The sequence below is a fragment of the Escherichia sp. HH41S genome (genome assembly GCF_009820115.1).
In the GTDB taxonomy this organism is placed as follows: Bacteria; Pseudomonadota; Gammaproteobacteria; order Enterobacterales; family Enterobacteriaceae; genus Escherichia; species Escherichia coli_F.
Map to the genome: position 1 here is coordinate 1 of NZ_VNXE01000041.1, position 22,946 is coordinate 22,946.

27 protein-coding genes are annotated in these 22,946 nt (G+C 51.6%); 8 read left to right on the plus strand and 19 right to left on the minus strand.

Features of this window, described 5'->3' with window-relative positions:
- From FQZ95_RS07895 to fkpA, 9 genes are all read right to left on the minus strand, one after another.
- Positions 1-299, minus strand: a 299-nt coding sequence (locus tag FQZ95_RS07895; protein ID WP_000031686.1) for a GTP-binding protein, incomplete at its 3' end; no start/stop codon positions are given.
- A gap of 70 nt (positions 300-369) precedes the next feature.
- Entirely contained in the window at positions 370-2,484 is a 2,115-nt protein-coding gene (gene fusA / locus FQZ95_RS07900; RefSeq protein WP_000124703.1) for an elongation factor G, read from the minus strand.
- A gap of 96 nt (positions 2,485-2,580) precedes the next feature.
- Positions 2,581-3,051 carry a 30S ribosomal protein S7 gene (rpsG, locus tag FQZ95_RS07905; protein ID WP_001138043.1) on the minus strand — a complete coding sequence of 157 codons (471 nt, stop codon included), beginning with the start codon at positions 3,049-3,051 and terminating at the stop codon, positions 2,581-2,583.
- Between the two features lie 96 nt (positions 3,052-3,147).
- Positions 3,148-3,522 carry a 30S ribosomal protein S12 gene (gene rpsL / locus FQZ95_RS07910; protein ID WP_000246815.1) on the minus strand — a complete coding sequence of 125 codons (375 nt, stop codon included), beginning with the start codon at positions 3,520-3,522 and terminating at the stop codon, positions 3,148-3,150.
- A 125-nt stretch (positions 3,523-3,647) separates the two neighbouring features.
- Complete coding sequence (gene tusB / locus FQZ95_RS07915; RefSeq protein WP_000903377.1) at positions 3,648-3,935, minus strand: sulfurtransferase complex subunit TusB; 288 nt, start codon at positions 3,933-3,935, stop codon at positions 3,648-3,650.
- Positions 3,936-3,942: 7 nt separating this feature from the next.
- The gene (tusC, locus tag FQZ95_RS07920; RefSeq protein WP_000820714.1) at positions 3,943-4,302 is read right to left on the minus strand and encodes a sulfurtransferase complex subunit TusC; all 360 of its coding nucleotides are present in this window, start codon (positions 4,300-4,302) and stop codon (positions 3,943-3,945) included.
- Positions 4,302-4,688, minus strand: a complete 387-nt coding sequence (gene tusD / locus FQZ95_RS07925; RefSeq protein WP_001209691.1) for a sulfurtransferase complex subunit TusD — start codon at positions 4,686-4,688, stop codon at positions 4,302-4,304. The genes tusC and tusD overlap by 1 nt, the downstream gene beginning before the upstream one ends.
- Positions 4,688-5,410, minus strand: coding sequence for a helix-turn-helix transcriptional regulator (locus tag FQZ95_RS07930; protein WP_000091466.1), 723 nt, complete (start codon positions 5,408-5,410; stop codon positions 4,688-4,690). Before FQZ95_RS07930 ends, tusD begins: the two co-directional genes overlap by 1 nt.
- Positions 5,411-5,576: 166 nt before the next feature.
- Positions 5,577-6,389 carry an FKBP-type peptidyl-prolyl cis-trans isomerase gene (fkpA, locus tag FQZ95_RS07935; protein WP_000838261.1) on the minus strand — a complete coding sequence of 271 codons (813 nt, stop codon included), beginning with the start codon at positions 6,387-6,389 and terminating at the stop codon, positions 5,577-5,579.
- 220 nt (positions 6,390-6,609) lie between these two features.
- Here fkpA and FQZ95_RS07940 point away from each other — a divergent pair, with 220 nt between their 5' ends.
- Positions 6,610-6,828, plus strand: coding sequence for a protein SlyX (locus tag FQZ95_RS07940; protein WP_001153615.1), 219 nt, complete (start codon positions 6,610-6,612; stop codon positions 6,826-6,828).
- A gap of 48 nt (positions 6,829-6,876) precedes the next feature.
- Here FQZ95_RS07940 and slyD read toward each other — a convergent pair whose 3' ends face one another.
- The 4 genes from slyD to kefG form a co-directional block, all read right to left on the minus strand.
- Positions 6,877-7,467: a peptidylprolyl isomerase gene (gene slyD, locus FQZ95_RS07945; protein ID WP_000861334.1), complete on the minus strand. Its 591-nt coding sequence runs from the start codon at positions 7,465-7,467 to the stop codon at positions 6,877-6,879.
- Between the two features lie 94 nt (positions 7,468-7,561).
- Entirely contained in the window at positions 7,562-7,762 is a 201-nt protein-coding gene (locus FQZ95_RS07950; protein WP_001007730.1) for a YheV family putative zinc ribbon protein, read from the minus strand.
- A 9-nt stretch (positions 7,763-7,771) separates the two neighbouring features.
- Positions 7,772-9,577, minus strand: a complete 1,806-nt coding sequence (kefB, locus tag FQZ95_RS07955) for a glutathione-regulated potassium-efflux system protein KefB (RefSeq protein ID WP_000399122.1) — start codon at positions 9,575-9,577, stop codon at positions 7,772-7,774.
- Positions 9,577-10,128 carry a glutathione-regulated potassium-efflux system ancillary protein KefG gene (kefG, locus tag FQZ95_RS07960; protein WP_001297514.1) on the minus strand — a complete coding sequence of 184 codons (552 nt, stop codon included), beginning with the start codon at positions 10,126-10,128 and terminating at the stop codon, positions 9,577-9,579. The genes kefB and kefG overlap by 1 nt, the downstream gene beginning before the upstream one ends.
- Positions 10,129-10,258: 130 nt before the next feature.
- On the opposite strand from kefG, the gene FQZ95_RS07965 reads away from it, so the two are divergent.
- Genes FQZ95_RS07965 through FQZ95_RS07980 form a run of 4 tightly spaced genes read left to right on the plus strand, consistent with a single transcriptional unit; the run spans position 10,259 to position 14,329 of the window.
- Complete coding sequence (locus FQZ95_RS07965; RefSeq protein WP_000634783.1) at positions 10,259-12,172, plus strand: ABC transporter ATP-binding protein; 1,914 nt, start codon at positions 10,259-10,261, stop codon at positions 12,170-12,172.
- Complete coding sequence (locus tag FQZ95_RS07970; protein WP_088542076.1) at positions 12,172-13,194, plus strand: hydrolase; 1,023 nt, start codon at positions 12,172-12,174, stop codon at positions 13,192-13,194. The genes FQZ95_RS07965 and FQZ95_RS07970 overlap by 1 nt, the downstream gene beginning before the upstream one ends.
- The gene (locus FQZ95_RS07975) at positions 13,188-13,406 is read left to right on the plus strand and encodes a YheU family protein (protein ID WP_000907089.1); all 219 of its coding nucleotides are present in this window, start codon (positions 13,188-13,190) and stop codon (positions 13,404-13,406) included. Before FQZ95_RS07970 ends, FQZ95_RS07975 begins: the two co-directional genes overlap by 7 nt.
- A gap of 53 nt (positions 13,407-13,459) precedes the next feature.
- Positions 13,460-14,329 carry a phosphoribulokinase gene (locus FQZ95_RS07980; protein WP_032185285.1) on the plus strand — a complete coding sequence of 290 codons (870 nt, stop codon included), beginning with the start codon at positions 13,460-13,462 and terminating at the stop codon, positions 14,327-14,329.
- A 54-nt stretch (positions 14,330-14,383) separates the two neighbouring features.
- On the opposite strand, the gene FQZ95_RS07985 is transcribed toward FQZ95_RS07980, so the two are convergent.
- The gene (locus tag FQZ95_RS07985; RefSeq protein WP_001148911.1) at positions 14,384-14,788 is read right to left on the minus strand and encodes an OsmC family protein; all 405 of its coding nucleotides are present in this window, start codon (positions 14,786-14,788) and stop codon (positions 14,384-14,386) included.
- A gap of 301 nt (positions 14,789-15,089) precedes the next feature.
- Between FQZ95_RS07985 and crp the strand changes: the two genes are divergently transcribed.
- Together crp and FQZ95_RS07995 are read left to right on the plus strand one after the other, a co-directional pair.
- On the plus strand, positions 15,090-15,722 hold the full coding sequence (gene crp / locus FQZ95_RS07990; RefSeq protein ID WP_000242755.1) for a cAMP-activated global transcriptional regulator CRP: 633 nt from the start codon (positions 15,090-15,092) through the stop codon (positions 15,720-15,722).
- A 50-nt stretch (positions 15,723-15,772) separates the two neighbouring features.
- Complete coding sequence (locus FQZ95_RS07995; RefSeq protein WP_024256541.1) at positions 15,773-17,863, plus strand: YccS/YhfK family putative transporter; 2,091 nt, start codon at positions 15,773-15,775, stop codon at positions 17,861-17,863.
- Between the two features lie 75 nt (positions 17,864-17,938).
- Here the strand turns inward: FQZ95_RS07995 and argD are convergent, their stop codons facing one another.
- The 5 genes from argD to ppiA all read right to left on the minus strand — a co-directional run bounded on the left by argD (position 17,939) and on the right by ppiA (position 21,276).
- The gene (gene argD, locus FQZ95_RS08000; RefSeq protein ID WP_032185286.1) at positions 17,939-19,159 is read right to left on the minus strand and encodes a bifunctional acetylornithine/succinyldiaminopimelate transaminase; all 1,221 of its coding nucleotides are present in this window, start codon (positions 19,157-19,159) and stop codon (positions 17,939-17,941) included.
- An 85-nt stretch (positions 19,160-19,244) separates the two neighbouring features.
- Entirely contained in the window at positions 19,245-19,808 is a 564-nt protein-coding gene (pabA, locus tag FQZ95_RS08005) for an aminodeoxychorismate synthase component 2 (RefSeq protein WP_000601871.1), read from the minus strand.
- Between the two features lie 31 nt (positions 19,809-19,839).
- Positions 19,840-20,442, minus strand: coding sequence for a putative adenosine monophosphate-protein transferase Fic (locus FQZ95_RS08010; protein WP_001280649.1), 603 nt, complete (start codon positions 20,440-20,442; stop codon positions 19,840-19,842).
- Positions 20,432-20,599, minus strand: a complete 168-nt coding sequence (locus FQZ95_RS08015) for a YhfG family protein (RefSeq protein ID WP_000736860.1) — start codon at positions 20,597-20,599, stop codon at positions 20,432-20,434. Before FQZ95_RS08015 ends, FQZ95_RS08010 begins: the two co-directional genes overlap by 11 nt.
- A 104-nt stretch (positions 20,600-20,703) precedes the next feature.
- Positions 20,704-21,276 carry a peptidylprolyl isomerase A gene (ppiA, locus tag FQZ95_RS08020; protein WP_000477225.1) on the minus strand — a complete coding sequence of 191 codons (573 nt, stop codon included), beginning with the start codon at positions 21,274-21,276 and terminating at the stop codon, positions 20,704-20,706.
- A 269-nt stretch (positions 21,277-21,545) separates the two neighbouring features.
- On the opposite strand from ppiA, the gene tsgA reads away from it, so the two are divergent.
- Complete coding sequence (tsgA, locus tag FQZ95_RS08025) at positions 21,546-22,727, plus strand: MFS transporter TsgA (protein WP_000185225.1); 1,182 nt, start codon at positions 21,546-21,548, stop codon at positions 22,725-22,727.
- Positions 22,728-22,946 lie beyond the last annotated feature (219 nt).

Genomic DNA, 22,946 nt, shown 5'->3' on the forward strand with positions numbered 1-22,946 from the left:
TCCATCTGAGCAGCACCGGTGATCATGTTTTTAACATAGTCGGCGTGCCCCGGGCAGTCTACGTGTGCGTAGTGACGGGTCGGGGTGTCATATTCAACGTGAGAAGTGTTGATGGTGATACCACGAGCTTTTTCTTCCGGCGCGTTATCGATCTGGTCGAATGCACGAGCAGCACCGCCGTAGGTTTTAGCCAGTACGGTGGTGATTGCAGCGGTCAGAGTAGTTTTACCGTGGTCAACGTGGCCGATAGTACCAACGTTAACGTGCGGTTTTGTACGTTCAAATTTTTCTTTAGACACGGCTATATTCCTTACTATAGTGCTCTCCCCTTCAGGAGAGAGCACGGGACTTTGGTATTAACCCTTAGGCTTATTTACCACGGGCTTCAATTACGGCCTGAGCAACGTTACTCGGCGCTTCATCATACTTCAGGAATTCCATGGTGTATGATGCACGACCTTTGGTCAGAGAACGCAGCTGAGTTGCATATCCGAACATTTCAGACAGCGGTACTTCAGCGTGGATCTTAACGCCAGTAACTTCAGATTCCTGACCTTTGAGCATACCACGACGACGGCTCAAGTCACCGATAACGTCACCGGTGTTCTCTTCCGGAGTTTCTACTTCAACCTTCATGATCGGCTCAAGCAGAACTGGTTTCGCTTTCTTAAAGCCTTCTTTAAAGGCGATAGAAGCAGCCAGTTTAAACGCCAGTTCAGAGGAGTCAACGTCATGGTAAGAACCGAAGTGCAGACGAATACCCATGTCTACTACCGGGTAGCCTGCCAGCGGACCTGCTTTCAGCTGTTCCTGGATACCTTTATCAACGGCCGGGATGTATTCGCCAGGGATTACACCACCTTTAATGTCGTTGATGAACTCGTAGCCTTTCGGGTTTGAACCCGGCTCCAGCGGGTACATGTCGATAACAACATGACCATACTGACCACGACCACCAGACTGTTTCGCGTGTTTACCTTCAACATCGGTAACTTTCTGGCGGATAGTTTCACGGTAAGCAACCTGCGGTTTACCTACGTTCGCTTCAACGTTGAATTCACGCTTCATACGGTCAACGATGATGTCGAGGTGCAGTTCGCCCATACCCGCGATGATGGTCTGGTTAGATTCTTCGTCAGTCCATACACGGAAAGACGGGTCTTCTTTAGCCAGACGGCCCAGAGCCAGACCCATTTTTTCCTGGTCAGCTTTGGTTTTCGGTTCAACTGCGATGGAGATTACCGGCTCAGGGAATTCCATACGTTCCAGAATGATCGGCGCATCCGGGTCACACAGGGTGTCACCAGTGGTTACGTCTTTCAGACCGATAGCAGCAGCGATGTCGCCCGCGCGAACTTCTTTGATCTCTTCACGTTTGTTAGCGTGCATCTGAACGATACGACCGAAACGCTCACGTGCAGCTTTCACGGAGTTCAGTACGGTATCACCAGAGTTAACCACACCGGAGTAAACACGGAAGAAGGTCAGGTTACCAACAAACGGGTCGGTAGCGATTTTGAACGCCAGAGCAGAGAACGGCTCGTCATCACTTGCGTGACGTTCAGCCGGAGTATCTTTACCGTCGTCCAGGATACCGTTGATCGCAGGTACGTCAACCGGGGATGGCAGGTAATCAATTACCGCATCCAGCATCGCCTGAACACCTTTGTTCTTGAACGCAGAACCACAGGTTACCAGGATGATTTCGTTGTTCAGAACGCGCTGACGCAGAGCACCTTTAATCTCTTCTTCAGTCAGTTCTTCACCACCCAGGTATTTTTCCATCAGCTCTTCAGAAGCTTCAGCTGCGGATTCGATCAGGTTCTGGTGCCATTCGTTAGCCAGTTCAACCATGTCTGCCGGGATATCTTCGTATTCGAAGGTTACGCCCTGGTCAGCATCGTTCCAGTTGATAGCTTTCATTTTCACCAGGTCAACAACACCGGTGAAATGTTCTTCAGCACCAATCGCCAGCTGCAGCGGAACCGGGTTCGCGCCCAGACGGGTTTTGATCTGGTTAACAACTTTCAGGAAGTTCGCACCCATGCGGTCCATTTTGTTAACGAACGCAATGCGCGGAACTTTATATTTGTTTGCCTGACGCCATACGGTTTCAGACTGCGGCTGAACACCACCAACTGCGCAGTAAACCATTACCGCACCATCGAGAACACGCATGGAACGTTCTACTTCGATTGTGAAGTCAACGTGCCCCGGGGTGTCGATGATGTTGATGCGATGCGGCTCATACTGCTTAGCCATACCAGACCAGAATGCAGTAGTCGCAGCGGAAGTGATGGTAATACCACGTTCCTGCTCCTGCTCCATCCAGTCCATGGTTGCAGCGCCGTCATGAACTTCACCGATTTTATGGTTTACACCGGTGTAGAACAGAATACGTTCGGTAGTAGTGGTTTTACCGGCGTCGATGTGCGCACTGATACCGATGTTACGGTAGCGTGCGATGGGTGTTGTACGAGCCATTTGTTTCCTCGTTTATCTTTTAGGCGTTCAATTTAAGTAGCCCAAAGCGGGCTGCTTACTGGAAGCGCCCGCCTGGTGACTAAAACTCCGAAGGGATTACCAACGGTAGTGTGCGAACGCCTTGTTGGCTTCGGCCATACGGTGAACGTCTTCACGTTTCTTAACTGCAGTACCTTTGTTTTCTGCAGCATCAGAAAGTTCGTTCGCCAGGCGCAGAGCCATGGATTTATCACCGCGTTTACGAGCAGCTTCAACGATCCAACGCATTGCCAGAGCATTACGACGAACCGGACGGACTTCAACTGGTACCTGATAAGTAGAACCACCAACGCGGCGAGACTTAACTTCTACAGTCGGGCGCACGTTTTCGAGAGCTACTTCGAATGCTTCCAGTTCAGATTTACCAGAACGCTGAGCCAGGGTCTCCAGCGCGCTGTATACGATAGATTCGGCAGTAGATTTTTTACCATCTACCATCAGGATATTTACAAATTTAGCCAGCAGTTCTGATCCGAACTTCGGATCCGGCAGAATTTTACGCTGACCAATGACGCGACGACGTGGCATGGAAATACTCCGTTGTTAATTCAGGATTGTCCAAAACTCTACGAGTTTAGTTTGACATTTAAGTTAAAACGTTTGGCCTTACTTAACGGAGAACCATTAAGCCTTAGGACGCTTCACGCCATACTTGGAACGAGCCTGCTTACGGTCTTTAACGCCGGAGCAGTCAAGCGCACCACGTACGGTGTGGTAACGAACACCCGGGAGGTCTTTAACACGACCGCCACGGATCAGGATCACGGAGTGCTCCTGCAGGTTGTGACCTTCACCACCGATGTAGGAAGTCACTTCGAAACCGTTAGTCAGACGAACACGGCATACTTTACGCAGCGCGGAGTTCGGTTTTTTAGGAGTGGTAGTATATACACGAGTACATACGCCACGTTTTTGCGGGCATGCTTCCAGCGCAGGCACGTTGCTTTTCGCAACTTTGCGAGCACGTGGTTTGCGTACCAGCTGGTTAACTGTTGCCATTAAATAGCTCCTGGTTTTAGCTTTTGCTTCGTAAACACGTAATAAAACGTCCTCACACAATATGAGGACGCCGAATTTTAGGGCGATGCCGAAAAGGTGTCAAGAAATATACAACGATCCCGCCATCACCAGGCCATCTGGCTGGAGTGCTTAACCGTAAGTCTGACGAAATCAGTATAGTCAATGGGAATGATGTCGTTCGAAATTTGACCAGTCAAACCGCGGGCAATAAGGTCTTCGTTCAGGGCATAGACCTTAATGGGGGCATTACGCAGACTTTCAAGGTAGCGGTTACCGTCAACTGCGGCAGTTACACCATCTTGCAATAATAGCAGTTCGTCGCCTTCACTGAGTAGACGCAACAGCGCAGCAAAATCCGTCAGCCAGGGTGAACGATGTAATGTGTGCAGCATAAACGCCTCAAAACCTCAAAATAACATCGTAGTTGGCGAGTTCGCGGCGTAAGGCATCTGCTTCGAGCGGCGTGGCTTCGACAACAAAGGGGGTCTGCGGATCTAACCCGCGTTCGCGCAGTGAAGCCGCACAAACCCAGCACTGTTCAATGTCGTACAGACCCAACAATTTAAAAGTGGCAATGTAATCACGCGCCAGCACTGCATCGGGCTTTTGTCCTGGCAACAGCTGAAAAACGCCATCAGCAATAAAGAAGACAGCCAGATCGTCAGTTAATGCGGAAGTTGCCAGTAAAGCATCTAAACCTTCCCGGCCTGCAGCGGTACCATGAGGCGCAGTAGAAAAAACAAACGCAATTCGTTTCATCAGAACTGTACCACCCTGTCACAGGTCAGCGAGGCTTCCGCCAGCGCGCCAAGTCCACTTAAGGTAAATCCCGGCTGAAGGTTTGACGAGGCCAATCGCAGCCTTCCTGCTTCAGTTTCATCGACGATACCGCGGCGTAACGCTGCCGCTACGCAGATATTCAGCGCCACACCATGTTGCGCATTCAGTTGTTGCCAGCCGCGCACAAGGTCAAATTCGTCGCTTGCCGGTGAGGTCAATTGGTTAGCGTTATAGACCCCTTCCCGATAGAAAAAGACGCTGCTTAACTCATGGCCTTCAGCTATCAGCGCCTGCGCAAACTGAAAAGCACTACTCGCCTGTTGCGTACCGTATGCTGGTCCGGTCACCACGATGGCAAAACGCATTACTTATCTTGCCCCTGGAAATCACCGCTCTTGAACTGGCGGATGTAGAGATAGACAGTATGTTTGGAGATGTTCAGACGGTCAGCAACCTGGTTGATCGCATCTTTAATATCGAAGATCCCTTTCTCGTAGAGATTCAGCACGATCTGACGATTTTTGGCGTTATTAGAAACATTGCGATCGGCATTCACTTCTTCGATGGTGAACTCCAGCGTTTGGGTAACCAGATCTTCAACAGAAGAGGCAAAGTTGACGCTTGAACCGACATCCGGGGTTTCTGGCGGCACAAAAGTGCTCATAATCTGCGAGAAGGGAACATCAAGATTCATATTGATGCACAGCAGACCAATTACACGCTGTTCGCGGTTACGAATCGCGATAGTCAGGGACTTCATTAATACGCCGCTTTTGGCGCGAGTAAAGTAGCATTTAGAAACGCTGCTATCCGCTCCCGTCATATCGTGCAGCATACGTAGCGCCAGGTCGGTAATTGGCGAACCAATCTTCCGGCCTGTATGTTCACCGTTAGCAATGCGTATGGCTGAACATTTTAGATCCTGCAAAGAGTGCAAAACGATTTCACAGTGGGAGCCAATAAGCATCGCTAACCCGTCCACCACCGCTTCGTAGGATTTCAGAATATCAAAATCGGTCTGGTCGAAAGGACGTTGATCCAGTAAATCCAACTCACTGGTTTCGTTGGTTAAAAGCGACCTGGACATGAAAAAAAACACTCCTTTTCAGGAGCCTGTCGTTAACTTTTCAGGGCAGGCTCATTAATGATGCGGGTAACTAAATTAATACAGCGGAGGTTCCGCTTTCCAGCACTAATTATATCCGGCCTGTAATAAAAAAACCGCCGCCTGGTCAGGCGGCGGTTCTTAATGCTTATTTTTTAGCAGAATCTGCGGCTTTCGCATCAGCTTCCGGCTTTGCATCAGCCTTCGGCGCTGGTTTCACATCCAGCAGCTCTACGTCAAACACCAGGGTAGAATTCGGTGGGATCCCCGGAACACCCGCTTTGCCGTAAGCCAGTTCTGGTGGAATAACCAGTTTGATCTTACCGCCTTTCTTGATGTTCTTCAGACCTTCTGTCCAACCCGGAATAACACCGTCCAGACGGAAAGAGAGCGGTTCACCACGGGTGTAAGAGTTGTCGAACTCTTTACCGTCGATCAGCGTACCCTTGTAGTTCACGACAACAGTATCGCTGTCTTTCGGTGCTTCGCCTTTACCGGCTTCTACTACCTGATAAACCAGACCAGTTGAAGAGGTTTTCACACCTTTCTCTTTGGCAAATTTCTCGCGGTACTCTTTACCTTTCGCTTCGTTATCTGCCGCGTCTTTTTCCATCTTCGCCTGAGCAGAAGACTTCACGCGAGCTTCGAATGCTTGCAGTGTCTGTTCGATCTCTTGGTCGGAGAGTTTGCTCTTATCAGCAAATGCATCCTGAACACCCGCGATCAGCTGATCTTTATCCAGTTTGATGCCCAGTTTTTCTTGTTCTTTAAGAGAGTTTTCCATGTAACGACCCAGCGAAGCACCCAGTGCATAAGCTGATTTCTGATCGTCATTTTTGAACGCTGCTTTGCTGTCAGCAGTTGTAGCAGGTTTTGCAGCTTCAGCAGCAAAAGTGATCGGTGCATGCAGGGCAACGGCCATTGTGGTCGCCAGCAGCGTTACTTTAAACAGTGATTTCATCCATATCTCCAGGATCGGGGCATCTCACCCCAGGGTTAACTATTATCAGAAGGGTACTATAAAGCGTTGTCGAACAAATCTACATACAGACACGCCCTATTATCATCTATTTTCAGACTCTTTTTGTTTAAATTAGTTTCGATGACCGCGAAATGAGTGCTGTCTCGGGCAGCAAAGTTAAGTAGAATCCGCGGCGACCATTCGACAAAAGAGGTGAATCATGCAGGATTTATCATTGGAAGCACGCCTGGCAGAGCTGGAGAGCCGACTGGCTTTTCAGGAAATCACCATTGAAGAACTGAACGTCACGGTGACCGCTCATGAAATGGAGATGGCGAAACTGCGCGATCATCTGCGTCTGCTGACCGAGAAGCTAAAAGCCAGCCAGCCGTCGAACATCGCGTCGCAGGCTGAAGAAACGCCACCGCCACATTATTGAGGCGTAAAAAAAGCGGGGATTCCCCGCTTTTTTGTCACTTTTTCGGTATTAGTGGCAACCGCAGCCGCCGTTACCTTTACCGCCACAGCAGCCTTCACCACCGTGCTCATGACCGTGATCGTGGCCATGACCACCGCAGCAACCGTCGTGGTCGTGATCGTGGTGATGATCGTGCGCGCCGTGAACGTGACCATGGGCCAGCTCTTCTTCAGTTGCTTCGCGAATCGCCACAACTTCAACGTTGAATTTCAGGTTCTGACCAGCCAGCATGTGGTTACCGTCAACCACAACGTGATCGTCTTCAACCGCAGTGATTTCAACCGGTACCGGACCCTGGTCGGTTTCAGCCAGGAAGCGCATACCTACCTGCAGTTCATCAACGCCCATAAATACATCTTTAGGAACGCGCTGCACCAGGTTTTCGTCGTATTGACCATAAGCGTCGTTCGCACCAACAGCGACATCAAATTTGTCGCCAACTTCATGACCTTCCAGCGCCGTTTCCAGGCCAGAGATCAGGGAACCGTGACCATGCAGGTAGTCCAGCGGCGCACTCACCGGAGACTCATCAACCAACACACCGTCTTCTGTACGTACCTGATAGGCCAGGCTGACCACCAGGTCTTTTGCTACTTTCATGATATCTCCTGAGCATGGGAAGAATAGTGGCGCAGATTGTAGCGGAATTCTGCAGCCGTGTACTCACTAGCTTAAAAAATCTCGGCGCATATCGCTAGTCCGGATGAAAAATCCCGATCACTTGCTCATCTTTGCGAACATGATCGCGGGCTTCTTTGTCTGCTTCTCGCATCTGATGTCCGCACTTAACGCATTCAACAATATCAATATTATTTTCGCGCCACATCGCCATTGAATCCTGCGCCTGACAGGCCGGGCATTTTGCTCCCGCAATAAAACGTTTTCGGATTGCCATCGTTATCCTCTACTCAAATTCATCCCAGCCATCCAGCTGGCGTCGTTCTTGTTGCATTTCACGCTGGAAAATCTCTTCCAGTTCGCGTCGGGCTTCCCTGGCGCGAGAAATTTGTACGGTATCGGCATGCATCGGTATGAGCTCCCGCAACATTCGCATATCCAGGCGACGAAAATGCAGTTGTGCCCGCTGTGCCTGATGCGGATGCATGCCAAGCGTGACCAGCGTTTTGCGCCCCAGCTCTAACGCACTGGAGAATGTCTCACGAGAAAACTGCGTCACCCCTGCCTGTAATAACTCATGCGCTTCCACACGTCCGCGCGCTCGCGCAAGAATATGCAAATGCGGGAAGTGTTGCTGGCAAATCTCCACCAGCTTCATGGTGTCTTCCGGTTCGTTACAGGTAATGACGATAGACTCAGCGGCCTCTGCACCCGCAGAACGTAAAAGATCTACCTGCGTGGCGTCGCCGTAATAAACTTTGTAGCCATATTTGCGCATCAGGTTAACGGCGCTGATATCCCGCTCCAGCACGGTAATGCGCATTTTATTTGCCATCAACAAACGACCAATCACCTGACCAAAACGTCCGAAGCCCACGACTATGACCTGGGGTTTATCATCGTTGACCCACGGTTTTTCGTCTTCTTCTTCCGGTCCGTTAAACTGGCGGGATAGCCATTTATCCACCAGCTTCATCAGCAGCGGCGTGGTCATCATGGAAAGCGTCACCGTCACCAGCAATAGCGCCATCTGGTCGCCCTGGAATAAGCGTTGTGAAGAAGCGGTAGAAAAGAGGACAAAGGCAAACTCGCCGCCCTGACTCAACACGCCAGCAAACTGCATCCGCTCTGAGCTACGCACGCCATACAGCCGCGCCAGTAAATACAGCACGAGAATTTTCACCGCCACCAGCACAACCACGCTTATCACTACCCACAACAGATGGGTATAAAGCACTCCGAGGTTGAGCGACATGCCGACAGAGATAAAAAACAGTCCGAGCAGCAAGCCTTTGAACGGATCGATAGCCGTTTCCAGCTCATGGCGATATTCACTTTCCGCCAGCAGCACGCCCGCAATAAACGTACCGAGCGCCATCGACAACCCCAGCGCATCCATAAACAATGCGGAACCCAACACCAGCAGCAGTGTCGCAGCGGTGAACACTTCCCGCACACCAGAAGCTGCAATAAAACGGAATACCGGACGCAGTAAATAGCGCCCACCAATCAGCATGCCAACAAACGCCAGCACCTTCATGCCGATCTTCATCCAGTCAAAATGTTCATCTGCCGATCCCGCCAGCAGCGGTACTAACGCTAGCGCCGGGATCACCGCCAGATCCTGAAACAGCAAAACCGAAAAACCTAGCTGTCCAGATTCGCTGCGATTCATCCCTTTCTCACGCATCAATTGCAACGCCATTGCAGTTGAAGACATCGCAAGGCCAATGCCACCGACCACCGCCGCCTGCCAGGCGAAATCCGTCAGCATCAATAATCCCGCCAGCAACGCCGCGCTTAACAGCACCTGTGCCGCGCCTACGCCAAAAATCGAGCGGCGCAGTTGCCAAAGCTTGGAAGGATTCAACTCCAGCCCGATGATAAACATCAGGAATACCACGCCGAGTTCCGAAAAGTGGAGGATCTCATCGACGTCGCTAATAAACCCCAGCCCCCACGGGCCAATTGCAATCCCTGCCAGCAAATATCCCAACACTGCACCAATACCCAGCCGCGATGCCAGCGGCACCGCAGCCACCGCCGCGAAGAGAAACAGCACTCCCGCGAGTAAAAAATCGGAACCTTCCATCAGCGGCCTCCCGGAGACAGCGGATTTGCCAGCCAGTCACCGTAGGCTCTGGCGTGACTTGCCAGCTCCTGTGCGCTTTGCCGTCTCGCCCAGTAAATAATGATGGGACTTAACCAATGCATCCGGCACATGCCCGCCGCCAGCTCAAAGGGGCGCAGAACATCGCTCATCGGGTAGCGATTCAATGCGTCATAACGGTAAGCACTTTCCGGCTCGCCGGTGGTAATCACGCTACGCCAGTACTTTCCCGCCAGTTGGTTTCCTCCCGGCCCGCTGGCAAAACCACGGCTTAATACCCGGTCCAGCCACTCTTTCAGTAGCGCCGGGCAGCTATAGGTATAAAGAGGGTGCTGAAAGACAATCACCTCGTGCTCGCGCAGTAATGCCTGCTCACGGGGGATATCAATAAAAAAATCGGGATAGTGCGCATAAAGGTCGTGCACGGTAACATTGCTGAGCTGCGTGGCCGGTTTAAGCAGCACCCGGTTTGCCACCGAGTCCTGAGATTCCGGATGGGCATACAGCAGCAAAACTTTCGCTGGCTGAGACATCATCCCCCTCCCGGTATGGTTTTTGTGTATAGTCGCTGTTTTGGGCTACCATTGCGCCCGGTGCGGCAGCTCGCCCATACATTACATTATCATAATGATAAGTTAACATAGTCTGAACATACGGCGCCTTATGATTGTTTTCTCCTCGTTACAAATTCGTCGCGGCGTGCGCGTCCTGCTGGATAATGCCACCGCCACCATCAACCCCGGGCAGAAAGTCGGCCTGGTGGGTAAAAACGGCTGTGGTAAATCTACCCTGCTGGCATTGCTGAAAAATGAAATCAGCGCCGACGGCGGCAGCTACACCTTTCCAGGAAGCTGGCAACTGGCGTGGGTGAATCAGGAAACACCAGCGCTACCGCAAGCGGCGCTGGAATATGTCATTGACGGCGACCGTGAATATCGTCAACTGGAAGCGCAGCTACACGACGCCAACGAACGTAACGACGGGCACGCCATTGCGACCATTCATGGCAAGCTGGATGCTATTGACGCATGGAGCATTCGCTCCCGCGCCGCCAGCCTGCTGCACGGCCTCGGTTTCAGCAATGAACAACTGGAGCGCCCGGTAAGTGATTTCTCCGGTGGCTGGCGTATGCGTCTTAACCTCGCCCAGGCGCTGATTTGCCGTTCAGACTTGCTGCTGCTCGACGAACCAACTAACCACCTCGATCTCGATGCTGTTATCTGGCTGGAAAAATGGCTGAAGAGCTATCAGGGCACGCTGATCCTGATCTCCCACGACCGAGACTTCCTCGATCCGATCGTTGATAAAATTATTCATATCGAACAACAAAACATGTTCGAGTACACCGGCAACTACAGCTCGTTTGAAGTACAGCGCGCCACCCGTCTGGCGCAGCAACAGGCGATGTATGAAAGCCAGCAAGAGCGCGTGGCACATCTGCAAAGTTATATCGACCGTTTCCGTGCCAAAGCCACCAAAGCGAAGCAGGCCCAGAGCCGTATTAAGATGCTCGAGCGTATGGAGCTGATTGCCCCCGCGCACGTCGACAACCCGTTCCGCTTTAGCTTCCGCGCGCCGGAAAGCCTGCCTAATCCGTTGTTGAAAATGGAAAAGGTCAGCGCAGGTTATGGCGATCGCATTATTCTCGACTCGATTAAACTGAATCTGGTGCCGGGTTCGCGCATTGGTCTGTTAGGCCGCAATGGCGCGGGTAAATCGACATTAATCAAACTGTTAGCCGGAGAACTTGCGCCTGTCAGCGGTGAAATTGGCCTGGCGAAAGGGATCAAACTCGGTTACTTCGCCCAGCATCAACTTGAATACCTGCGCGCCGACGAATCGCCTATTCAACATCTGGCACGTTTAGCACCGCAGGAACTAGAACAAAAACTGCGTGATTACCTCGGCGGCTTTGGTTTCCAGGGCGATAAAGTGACGGAAGAAACGCGCCGTTTCTCCGGTGGGGAAAAAGCCCGCCTGGTGCTGGCATTAATCGTCTGGCAGCGTCCGAATCTACTGCTGCTCGACGAACCGACTAACCACCTTGACCTCGACATGCGCCAGGCACTGACTGAAGCGTTAATCGAGTTTGAAGGCGCATTGGTTGTCGTTTCGCACGACCGCCATTTGTTGCGTTCCACCACTGACGATCTCTATCTGGTTCACGATCGTAAAGTCGAACCGTTCGACGGCGATCTGGAAGATTATCAACAGTGGTTGAGCGACGTTCAAAAGCAGGAAAACCAGACCGACGACGCGCCAAAAGAGAACGCGAACAGCGCCCAGGCACGTAAAGACCAGAAGCGTCGGGAAGCGGAGCTGCGTGCGCAAACCCAGCCACTGCGTAAAGAAATCGCCCGTCTGGAAAAAGAGATGGAGAAGCTGAACGCGCAACTGGCGCAGGCGGAAGAGAAACTCGGCGACAGCGAACTGTACGATCAAAGCCGTAAAGCGGAGTTGACCGCCTGCCTGCAACAGCAAGCCAGCGCCAAATCCGGCCTGGAAGAGTGCGAAATGGCGTGGCTGGAAGCCCAGGAGCAGCTTGAGCAGATGCTGCTGGAAGGCCAAAGCAACTGATGGCGCAGATAACGACGACCGATGCCAATGAATTCAGCAGCAGTGCTGAATTCACCCCTATGCGCGGCTTTAGCAATTGTCATCTGCAAACCATGCTGCCGCGTCTGTTTCGTCGCAAGGTGAAATTCACCCCGCACTGGCAGCGACTGGAGTTGCCCGACGGCGATTTTGTCGATCTCGCATGGAGTGAAGACCCTGCCCAGTCGAAACAGAAACCGCGTTTAGTGGTGTTTCACGGGCTGGAGGGCAGCCTCAATAGCCCTTACGCCCACGGTCTGGTCGAGGCGGCGCAAAAACGCGGCTGGCTGGGCGTGGTGATGCATTTTCGCGGATGCAGCGGTGAACCAAACCGTATGCACCGCATTTACCATTCGGGCGAAACCGAAGACGCCAGCTGGTTTTTACGCTGGCTGCAGCGCGAATTTGGACATGCGCCAACGGCTGCCGTCGGCTATTCGCTCGGCGGTAATATGCTCGCCTGTTTGCTGGCAAAAGAAGGTAATAACCTCCCGATTGATGCAGCGGTAATTGTCTCCGCGCCATTTATGCTGGAAGCCTGTAGTTATCATATGGAAAAGGGCTTTTCCCGCGTTTATCAGCGTTACTTGCTGAACCTGTTAAAAGCCAATGCTGCGCGCAAACTGGCAGCCTATCCCGGTACGCTGCCGATTAATCTCGCACAGTTAAAATCGGTACGTCGCATCCGTGAATTTGACGATCTGATCACCGCCAGAATTCACGGCTACGCTGACGCTATCGACTATTATCGTCAGTGTAGCGCCATGCCGATGCTGAACCAGATCGCCAAACCGACACTGATTATTCACGCCAAAGACGATCCGTTTATGGATCATCAGGTGATCCCGAAACCGGAAAATCTCCCCCCGCAGGTGGAGTATCAACTGACTGAACATGGTGGTCATGTTGGCTTTCTTGGCGGTACATTATTTCATCCGCAAATGTGGCTGGAGTCACGCATTCCTGACTGGTTAACAACGTATCTGGAGGCGAAATCATGTTGATTCCGTGGCAAGAACTCTCCCCCGAAACGCTGGAAAATTTAATTGAAAGTTTTGTGTTACGCGAAGGCACCGATTATGGTGAACATGAGCGTACACTTGAACAGAAAGTCGCCGACGTCAAACGCCAGCTACAGTGCGGAGAAGCGGTGCTGGTATGGTCGGAGCTGCACGAAACGGTCAATATCATGCCGCGCAGTCAGTTTCGCGAATAACCTGCAGCCGTCGGCGGACGAGATAATAATGATAGCTAAGTCATGGAGTTACTATGTCTGCCAAACATCCGGTCATTGCGGTAACAGGATCCAGCGGCGCGGGGACCACCACCACCAGTCTCGCGTTTCGTAAAATATTCGCGCAGTTAAATCTGCATGCAGCTGAGGTGGAAGGCGACAGTTTTCACCGTTACACGCGCCCGGAAATGGACATGGCGATCCGCAAGGCGCGTGATGCCGGGCGGCATATCAGCTACTTTGGCCCCGAAGCTAACGACTTCGGCCTGCTGGAACAAACCTTCATTGAATACGGTCAGAGCGGCAAAGGAAAATCACGCAAATATCTGCATACGTACGACGAAGCCGTACCGTGGAATCAGGTGCCGGGAACATTCACCCCATGGCAACCTTTACCGGAACCCACTGATGTACTGTTTTATGAAGGGCTACACGGTGGCGTCGTCACGCCACATCATAACGTTGCGCAGCATGTGGATTTACTGGTTGGCGTGGTGCCTATCGTTAACCTTGAGTGGATTCAAAAACTGATCCGCGACACCAGCGAGCGCGGGCACTCACGAGAAGCAGTGATGGACTCAGTAGTGCGCTCAATGGAAGACTATATCAACTACATCACACCGCAGTTTTCCCGCACCCATCTTAACTTCCAGCGCGTCCCCACCGTTGACACCTCAAACCCGTTCGCGGCAAAAGCTATCCCGTCGCTGGATGAAAGCTTTGTGGTGATCCATTTTCGTAATCTGGAAGGGATCGATTTCCCCTGGCTGCTGGCGATGTTGCAGGGCTCATTCATTTCCCACATCAATACATTAGTGGTGCCGGGCGGTAAAATGGGTCTGGCAATGGAGTTAATTATGCTGCCACTGGTGCAACGATTGATGGAAGGAAAGAAAATCGAGTAACTCTGCTAATATGCCGGATAAACAATTATCCGGCATCGTACTCCTGACATCAAATCACGCGGCAACCACTTCATACGAGTGAGTAATATTCACCGCTTTTTCCAGCATCAACGCCACTGAACAATATTTCTCGGCAGAGAGATCTACCGCACGCGAAACCGCTGCGTCTTTCAGGTCGCGACCGGTGACGATAAAATGCAGATTAATGTGCGTAAACAGGCGTGGTGCCTCTTCGCGGCGTTCAGAGGTCAATTTTACTTCACAATCGACCACATCCTGACGCCCCTTTTGCAGGATAGAAACCACATCGATGGCGCTACAGCCCCCCGCCGCCATCAACACCATTTCCATCGGACTTGGCGCTTTATCGCCTGAGTTGCCGTCCATTAAAATCTGGTGACCAGAGGCGGATTCGCCCAGAAAAGTTAACCCTTCGACCCACTTCACTCGCGCTTGCATTTTTGCTACTCCACTGCGTCAATTTTCCTGACAGAGTACGCGTACTAACCAAATCGCGCAACGGAAGGCGACCTGGGTCATGCTGAAGCGAGACACCAGGAGACACAAAGCGAAAGCTATGCTAAAACAGTCAGGATGCTACAGTAATACATTGATGTACTGCATGTATGCAAAGGACGTCACATTACCGTGCAGTACAGTTGATAGCCCCTTCCCAGGTAGCGGGAAGCATATTTCGGCAATCCAGAGACAGCGGCGTTATCTGGCTCTGGAGAAAGCTTATAACAGAGGATAACCGCGCATGGTGCTTGGCAAACCGCAAACAGACCCGACTCTCGAATGGTTCTTGTCTCATTGCCACATTCATAAGTACCCATCCAAGAGCACGCTTATTCACCAGGGTGAAAAAGCGGAAACGCTGTACTACATCGTTAAAGGCTCTGTGGCAGTGCTGATCAAAGACGAAGAGGGTAAAGAAATGATCCTCTCCTATCTGAATCAGGGTGATTTTATTGGCGAACTGGGCCTGTTTGAAGAGGGCCAGGAACGTAGCGCATGGGTACGTGCGAAAACCGCCTGTGAAGTGGCTGAAATTTCGTACAAAAAATTTCGCCAATTGATTCAGGTAAACCCGGACATTCTGATGCGTCTGTCTGCACAGATGGCGCGTCGTCTGCAAGTCACTTCAGAGAAAGTGGGCAACCTGGCGTTCCTCGACGTGACGGGCCGCATTGCACAGACTCTGCTGAACCTGGCAAAACAACCGGATGCCATGACTCACCCGGACGGTATGCAAATCAAAATTACCCGTCAGGAAATCGGTCAGATTGTCGGCTGTTCTCGTGAAACCGTGGGACGCATTCTGAAGATGCTGGAAGATCAGAACCTGATCTCCGCACACGGTAAAACCATCGTCGTTTACGGCACTCGTTAATCCCGTCGGAGTGGCGCGTTACTGAGTAGCGCGCCATTTTGTTTCCCCCGATGTGGCGCAGACTGATTTATCACCCCGATATCAACTATGCACTACGACAAACGCTAGTGCTATGTTTGCCCGTGGCCGTTGGGTTAATGCTTGGCGAATTACGATTCGGTCTGCTCTTCTCCCTCGTTCCTGCTTGTTGCAATATTGCGGGCCTTGATACGCCTCATAAACGTTTTTTCAAACGCTTAATCATTGGTGCGTCGCTGTTTGCCACCTGTAGCTTGCTGACACAGCTGTTACTGGCAAAAGATGTTCCCTTGCCCTTTTTGCTGACTGGACTAACGCTGGTACTTGGCGTCACTGCTGAGCTGGGGCCATTGCACGCAAAATTGCTTCCCGCATCGCTGCTCGCCGCCATTTTTACCCTCAGTCTGGCGGGATACATGCCAGTCTGGGAACCGTTGCTCATCTATGCGTTGGGCACTCTCTGGTACGGATTGTTTAACTGGTTTTGGTTCTGGATCTGGCGCGAACAACCGCTGCGCGAGTCACTAAGTCTGCTGTACCGTGAACTGGCAGATTATTGCGAAGCTAAATACAGCCTGCTTACCCAGCACACCGACCCTGAAAAAGCGCTGCCGCCGCTGCTGGTGCGCCAGCAAAAAGCGGTCGATTTAATTACCCAGTGCTATCAGCAAATGCATATGCTTTCCGCGCAAAATAATACCGATTACAAGCGGATGCTGCGTATTTTCCAGGAGGCGCTGGATTTGCAGGAACATATTTCGGTCAGTTTGCATCAGCCGGAAGAGGTGCAAAAGCTGGTCGAGCGTAGCCATGCAGAAGAAGTTATCCGCTGGAATGCGCAAACTGTCGCCACTCGCCTGCGCGTGCTGGCTGATGACATTCTTTACCATCGCCTGCCGACGCGCTTTACGATGGAAAAACAAATTGGCGCACTGGAAAAAATCGCCCGCCAGCATCCGGATAATCCTGTTGGGCAATTCTGCTATTGGCACTTCAGCCGCATCGCTCGTGTACTACGCACCCAAAAACCGCTCTATGCCCGTGATTTACTGGCCGATAAACAGCGGCGAATGCCGTTACTGCCGGCGCTAAAAAGTTATCTGTCACTGAAATCTCCAGCGCTACGCAATGCTGGACGACTCAGTGTGATGTTAAGCGTTGCCAGCCTGATGGGCACCGCGCTGCATCTGCCGAAGTCGTACTGGATCCTGATGACAGTATTGCTGGTGACGCAAAATGGCTATGGCGCAACCCGTCTGAGGATTGTGAATCGCTCCGTGGGAACCGTGGTCGGGTTAATCATTGCGGGCGTGGCGCTGCACTTTAAAATTCCCGAAGGTTACACCCTGACCTTGATGCTGATTACCACCCTCGCCAGCTACCTGATATTGCGCAAAAACTACGGCTGGGCGACGGTCGGTTTTACCATTACCGCAGTATATACCCTGCAACTGTTGTGGCTGAACGGTGAGCAGTACATCCTTCCGCGTCTTATCGACACCATTATTGGTTGTTTGATTGCTTTCGGCGGAACAGTCTGGCTGTGGCCGCAGTGGCAGAGCGGGTTATTGCGTAAAAACGCCCATGACGCTTTAGAAGCCTATCAGGAAGCGATTCGTTTGATTCTGAGTGAAGATCCGCAACCAACGCCACTGGCCTGGCAGCGAATGCGGGTGAATCAGGCGCATAACACTCTGTATAACTCATTGAATCAGGCGATGCAGGAACCGGCATTCAACAGCCATTATCTGGCAGATATGAAACTGTGGGTAACGCACAGTCAGTTTATTGTTGAGCATATCAATGCCATGACCACGCTGGCACGGGAACACCGGGCATTACCACCTGAACTGGCGCAAGAATATTTGCAGTCTTGTGAAATCGCCATTCAGCGTTGTCAGCAGCGACTGGAATATGACGAACCGGGGAGTTCTGGCGATGCCAATATCATGGATGCGCCGGAGATGCAGCCGCACGAAGGCGCGGCAGGTACGCTGGAGCAGCATTTACAGCGGGTTATTGGTCATCTGAACACCATGCACACCATTTCGTCGATGGCATGGCGTCAGCGACCACATCATGGGATTTGGCTGAGTCGCAAGTTGCGGGATTCGAAGGCGTAATACAGGCTACCTTCGGATACAGCGTTCACGCCGCATCCGACATCTTTTGCCTGATGCGACGCTGACGTGTCTTATTTACGCCCCAACCACCTTCGCCACTGCGTGGGCGAAACGTTGCATCCCTTCATCGATATCCGCATCGTCCACCACCAGCGATGGCGCAAAACGCATCACATCAGGCCCGGCATTCAGCACCATTACGCCTTCCTCGGCACCCGCATACAGGAAATCACGCGCCCGACCTTTGTACTGTGGTTTCAGCTCTGCGCCAATCAACAGCCCCATACCGCGAATATCGCTAAACACATCGTACTGCTGATCGATCTTCTGCAAATGGTCCACAAAACGCTGGCGTTTCGCGTGAATGCCTTCCAGCACTTCAGGGGTATTGATGATATCAAACGCCGCGCCAGCTACTGCACAGGCCAGTGGATTGCCGCCGTAGGTGGAACCGTGAGAACCAGGATGAAACGCAGAAGCAATCTCCGCCGTAGTCAGCATGGCGCTAATCGGGAAGCCGCCGCCTAACGCTTTGGCGGAGGTCAGAATATCCGGCGTCACGCCGTAATGCATGTAAGCAAACAGATCGCCGGTCCGCCCCATCCCGCACTGCACTTCATCAAACACCAATAATGCCTGATGCTCATCACAGAGTTCGCGCAAGCCCTGCAAAAACTCTGGCATCGCAGCCGTCACGCCGCCCTCGCCCTGAATCGGTTCAACCACCACCGCACAGGTATGATCATCCATCACCGCTTTCACTGCGTGGAGATCATTAAAGGGAACGTGGATGATGTCTGCCGGTTTTGGCCCAAAGCCGTCGGAATATTTTGGCTGCCCGCCCACCGAGACGGTAAACAGCGAACGACCATGAAAAGCGTTATGGAAGGCGATAATTTTGGTTTTGAACGGGCTATGACGCACACAGGCGTAATGGCGTGCCAGTTTAAAGGCTGTTTCGTTAGCTTCCGTGCCGGAGTTCATAAACACCACGCGTTCGGCAAACGTTGCCTCAATCAGTTTACGACCAAGACGCAGCGCCGGTTCATTGGTAAAAACGTTACTGATATGCCACAGAGTTTCGCCCTGGGTTTTTAACGCGTTCACCAGCGCAGGATGGCAATGGCCCAACGCCGTAACTGCAATGCCACCCGCGAAATCGACATACTCCTTGCCTTGCTGATCCCAGATTCTGCTGCCCAGACCTTTTACCGGAATAAACTCTGCCGGAGCATAAATCGGCAGGATCACTTCATCGAAAGTCGCGCGTGTAATTGCTGTTTGTTCAATTGCCATCTCATGATCACCCTGTTACGCATAACTCAATGTGAAATTATAATCACAAAATATGCATAAAAAATCACTGAATGGCAATCAGAAATCAGCGTTCCAGGAAATTAGCCAGCAGTTGATGCCCTTGTTCGCTGAGAATACTTTCTGGATGGAACTGCACACCTTCCAGATCCCACTGGCGATGACGAATCCCCATAATCTCGCGGGTTTCGCTCCAGGCCGTCACTTCAAAGCACTCCGGTAATGAGTCAGGCTCCACCACCAGCGAATGGTAGCGTGTCACGGTGAGTGGATTTGCCAGCCCCTTAAAAACGCCCTCACCGTTATGTGTGATCGGCGAGGTTTTGCCGTGCATGACCTTTGCTGCGCGCACAACTTTGCCACCAAAAGCCTGCGCCATTGCCTGATGACCGAGGCAGACGCCAAGAATCGGCAAACTCCCGGCGTAGTGGCGAATAACGTCCAGGGAGATCCCTGCGTCGTCCGGCGTACAGGGTCCAGGTGAGATAACAATTTTCTGCGGTTTGAGTGTGTCGATATCCGCCAGCGTTAACGCATCGTTGCGCTTAACCAACACGTCGGCCCCCAGTTCACAAAAATACTGGTAGAGGTTCCAGGTGAAAGAATCGTAGTTATCAATAAGCAGGATCATGGCGGCTCCGGTACGAAAGAACCGCGCTATTTTACTCAGATTCCCCGGCTTCGCTTACCACTTTGCTAAATATCGTCTGCAGCGCAGTGAGATCACCCATTGCCCCACTCTGATTTGCCTGATTCCAGGCCTCTTTTTCGATACCCTGCCAGCTCAGTTGATAACCAGCATGAATCGCCAGTTGCTCGAAGAAGATCCGCTGTGCCAGACCACTTCCCGCCCGGAAGGGATGCAGGACGTTGATTTCACAATAGTAGTGTGCCAGCCGCTCGACGAACTTCGTTTTCTCCAGGCCAACCAGATACCCTTCTTCCTCCAGATCCTGCATCAGGGCATTGCCCTCTTTTTCGATATAAGCAAAGTGGCAGAAAGGCGTATCGCCCTGATAAATATCAACTTCACGCAGTTGCCCCGCCCAGTCGAAAATATCCTGATACAGCTGGCGATGGATAGTGCGCAAATGCGGTAAACCGCGCACCAGCGGACCAAGCTCAATGGTCGCAGCACGCAGCGCCGTCATTTCGTAAGCGGCCTGTTCCAGCCGCTGTTGCTGGCGGATGTTCAGCCGGTTACGCATGATATCAAGGCCAGGATAAAGATACGGATCGCGCCCTTCGCCGAATTTATCGCTCATAGTGCCTCCTCAGCTCTTCAAGGCGCGCTAAAGCCTCTGCGGCAGTAAGAGTAACTAAAGGCATCTCGACGCCTTCAAGACGGCGACTGGCCTGGAAATTACGATTACGCTGAAGCTCCCAGAGACGGGACTTTTGCTTATCGGTGAGTTTCTTCACTTGATGCCTCCCTGAACGTGTCCATTTGCCACAAGTATAAGCGGCAAATCCGGGTTACGCCGGGAGAGCAGAAGCGCGGGCAAGATTGCCCGCGCGAGAAATCATTACGGCAGGACTTTAGCGGAGAGGATAACTACCGGTTTTGACGGCACATTCTGGTACGGACCAACGTCATGAGTCGGCACCTGGGAAATCTTATCGGCAACGTCCATGCCTTTCACCACTTTACCAAATACCGCGTAACCGAAATCACGCTGACCATGGTCGAGGAAGGCGTTATCGGCAACGTTGATAAAGAACTGGCTGGTGGCGCTGTCTTTGTCAGCGGTACGCGCCATCGCGATGGTGCCACGCGTGTTGCGCAGGCCGTTATCGGCTTCATTTTTGATTGGCGGGTTTGGTTTTTTCTGCTGCATCTGCTCGGTGAAACCGCCGCCCTGAATCATAAAGCCAGGAATGACGCGGTGAAAGGTTGTGTTGTTATAAAAACCGCTGTTCACATAATCGACAAAGTTTTGCACAGATACTGGCGCTTTTTGTTTATCCAGCTCCAGTTCGATGTTACCAGCTGAGGTTGTCAACAATACGTGCGGGTCCCCTTTCGCTGCCATTGCTGCGGGAGAAAGAGCAGAAAGAGCGAAAACAGCAGCCATCGCCGCCAGGGTCGATTTGAACATGAGATTTCCTTAACAAACAGAGCAGAAAAAAAGCAAGTGAAGAGATTCTAAATAGCCTTCAAGAACAAGGCCATCCCTTTACCTAATTTTACGTATCTGAAATATATGTAACCTGACGATCACTTTTTATTCCGTGATCAAAATCACCCTCAAAATGCAATTTAGCAACCGATTGCAATAAAACATTTAAACAGATCACAAAATCACCTAAAATCGCCCGCTCGCGGCATATCCCGCTATGCCATTTTATTTTTGAACGCAGGCCAATCATGACTAACAGCAATCGCATCAAGCTCACATGGATTAGCTTTCTCTCCTACGCACTGACGGGTGCGTTGGTTATTGTCACCGGGATGGTGATGGGAAATATCGCCGATTATTTCAATCTGCCTGTTTCCAGTATGAGTAACACCTTCACCTTCCTCAATGCTGGCATTTTAATCTCTATCTTCCTCAATGCCTGGCTGATGGAAATCGTCCCGTTGAAAACGCAGTTACGTTTTGGCTTTCTCCTGATGGTGCTGGCGGTTGCCGGTTTGATGTTCAGCCATAGCCTGGCGCTTTTCTCGGCAGCGATGTTCATTCTCGGGGTGGTCAGCGGCATCACCATGTCGATTGGTACATTCCTGATAACACAAATGTATGAAGGGCGTCAGCGCGGTTCTCGCCTGTTATTTACCGACTCCTTCTTCAGTATGGCAGGGATGATTTTCCCAATGATCGCCGCGTTTCTGCTGGCGCGCAGCATTGAGTGGTACTGGGTTTATGCCTGCATCGGGCTGGTTTACGTCGCTATTTTTATTCTGACCTTCGGCTGTGAGTTTCCGGCACTGGGCAAACATGCGCCAAAAACGGATGCTCCAGTAGCGAAAGAAAAATGGGGCATCGGCGTACTGTTTCTCTCAATTGCAGCGCTGTGCTACATCCTCGGTCAGTTAGGTTTTATCTCCTGGGTACCAGAGTATGCCAAAGGCCTGGGCATGAGCCTGAACGACGCAGGTACGCTGGTGAGTAACTTCTGGATGTCATATATGGTCGGCATGTGGGCGTTCAGCTTTATTCTTCGCTTCTTTGATTTGCAACGTATTCTGACCGTACTGGCCGGTCTGGCTGCGATTCTGATGTACGTCTTTAACACCGGAACACCGGCACATATGGCGTGGTCAATTCTCGCCCTGGGCTTCTTCTCCAGCGCGATCTATACCACCATCATCACCCTGGGTTCACAGCAAACCAAAGTACCGTCACCAAAACTGGTTAACTTTGTCCTGACCTGCGGGACCATCGGTACCATGCTGACCTTTGTCGTTACCGGCCCGATTGTTGAACATAGCGGTCCAAAGGCGGCGCTGCTGACGGCAAACGGTCTGTACGCTGTCGTCTTTGTAATGTGCTTCCTGTTAGGTTTCGTCAGCCGTCACCGTCAGCATAACACCCTGACCTCTCATTAATTGCTCATGCCGGGCGGCGCTATCGTCGTCCGGCCTTTTCCTCACTTACCCCGCTACGTACGTCTATTTCTATAAACCCTTTCATTTTGTCTATTTTTTGCACACGAATGAAATGTCAGACAATTCCGTGACTTAAGAAAATTTATACAAATCAGCAATATACCTCTTAAGGAGTATATAAAGGTGAATTTGATTTACATCAATAAGCGGGGTTGCTGA

Excerpts from the sequence above, each read along its gene's own strand:
- fusA (WP_000124703.1), bottom strand. The coding sequence starts at position 2,484 with ATGGCTCGTACAACACCCATCGCACGCTACCGTAACATCGGTATCAGT.
- rpsG (WP_001138043.1), bottom strand. The coding sequence starts at position 3,051 with ATGCCACGTCGTCGCGTCATTGGTCAGCGTAAAATTCTGCCGGATCCG.
- rpsL (WP_000246815.1), bottom strand. The coding sequence starts at position 3,522 with ATGGCAACAGTTAACCAGCTGGTACGCAAACCACGTGCTCGCAAAGTT.
- tusB (WP_000903377.1), bottom strand. The coding sequence starts at position 3,935 with ATGCTGCACACATTACATCGTTCACCCTGGCTGACGGATTTTGCTGCG.
- tusC (WP_000820714.1), bottom strand. The coding sequence starts at position 4,302 with ATGAAACGAATTGCGTTTGTTTTTTCTACTGCGCCTCATGGTACCGCT.
- tusD (WP_001209691.1), bottom strand. The coding sequence starts at position 4,688 with ATGCGTTTTGCCATCGTGGTGACCGGACCAGCATACGGTACGCAACAG.
- FQZ95_RS07930 (WP_000091466.1), bottom strand. The coding sequence starts at position 5,410 with ATGTCCAGGTCGCTTTTAACCAACGAAACCAGTGAGTTGGATTTACTG.
- fkpA (WP_000838261.1), bottom strand. The coding sequence starts at position 6,389 with ATGAAATCACTGTTTAAAGTAACGCTGCTGGCGACCACAATGGCCGTT.
- FQZ95_RS07940 (WP_001153615.1), top strand. The coding sequence starts at position 6,610 with ATGCAGGATTTATCATTGGAAGCACGCCTGGCAGAGCTGGAGAGCCGA.
- slyD (WP_000861334.1), bottom strand. The coding sequence starts at position 7,467 with ATGAAAGTAGCAAAAGACCTGGTGGTCAGCCTGGCCTATCAGGTACGT.
- FQZ95_RS07950 (WP_001007730.1), bottom strand. The coding sequence starts at position 7,762 with ATGGCAATCCGAAAACGTTTTATTGCGGGAGCAAAATGCCCGGCCTGT.
- kefB (WP_000399122.1), bottom strand. The coding sequence starts at position 9,577 with ATGGAAGGTTCCGATTTTTTACTCGCGGGAGTGCTGTTTCTCTTCGCG.
- kefG (WP_001297514.1), bottom strand. The coding sequence starts at position 10,128 with ATGTCTCAGCCAGCGAAAGTTTTGCTGCTGTATGCCCATCCGGAATCT.
- FQZ95_RS07965 (WP_000634783.1), top strand. The coding sequence starts at position 10,259 with ATGATTGTTTTCTCCTCGTTACAAATTCGTCGCGGCGTGCGCGTCCTG.
- FQZ95_RS07970 (WP_088542076.1), top strand. The coding sequence starts at position 12,172 with ATGGCGCAGATAACGACGACCGATGCCAATGAATTCAGCAGCAGTGCT.
- FQZ95_RS07975 (WP_000907089.1), top strand. The coding sequence starts at position 13,188 with ATGTTGATTCCGTGGCAAGAACTCTCCCCCGAAACGCTGGAAAATTTA.
- FQZ95_RS07980 (WP_032185285.1), top strand. The coding sequence starts at position 13,460 with ATGTCTGCCAAACATCCGGTCATTGCGGTAACAGGATCCAGCGGCGCG.
- FQZ95_RS07985 (WP_001148911.1), bottom strand. The coding sequence starts at position 14,788 with ATGCAAGCGCGAGTGAAGTGGGTCGAAGGGTTAACTTTTCTGGGCGAA.
- crp (WP_000242755.1), top strand. The coding sequence starts at position 15,090 with ATGGTGCTTGGCAAACCGCAAACAGACCCGACTCTCGAATGGTTCTTG.
- FQZ95_RS07995 (WP_024256541.1), top strand. The coding sequence starts at position 15,773 with ATGTGGCGCAGACTGATTTATCACCCCGATATCAACTATGCACTACGA.
- argD (WP_032185286.1), bottom strand. The coding sequence starts at position 19,159 with ATGGCAATTGAACAAACAGCAATTACACGCGCGACTTTCGATGAAGTG.
- pabA (WP_000601871.1), bottom strand. The coding sequence starts at position 19,808 with ATGATCCTGCTTATTGATAACTACGATTCTTTCACCTGGAACCTCTAC.
- FQZ95_RS08010 (WP_001280649.1), bottom strand. The coding sequence starts at position 20,442 with ATGAGCGATAAATTCGGCGAAGGGCGCGATCCGTATCTTTATCCTGGC.
- ppiA (WP_000477225.1), bottom strand. The coding sequence starts at position 21,276 with ATGTTCAAATCGACCCTGGCGGCGATGGCTGCTGTTTTCGCTCTTTCT.
- tsgA (WP_000185225.1), top strand. The coding sequence starts at position 21,546 with ATGACTAACAGCAATCGCATCAAGCTCACATGGATTAGCTTTCTCTCC.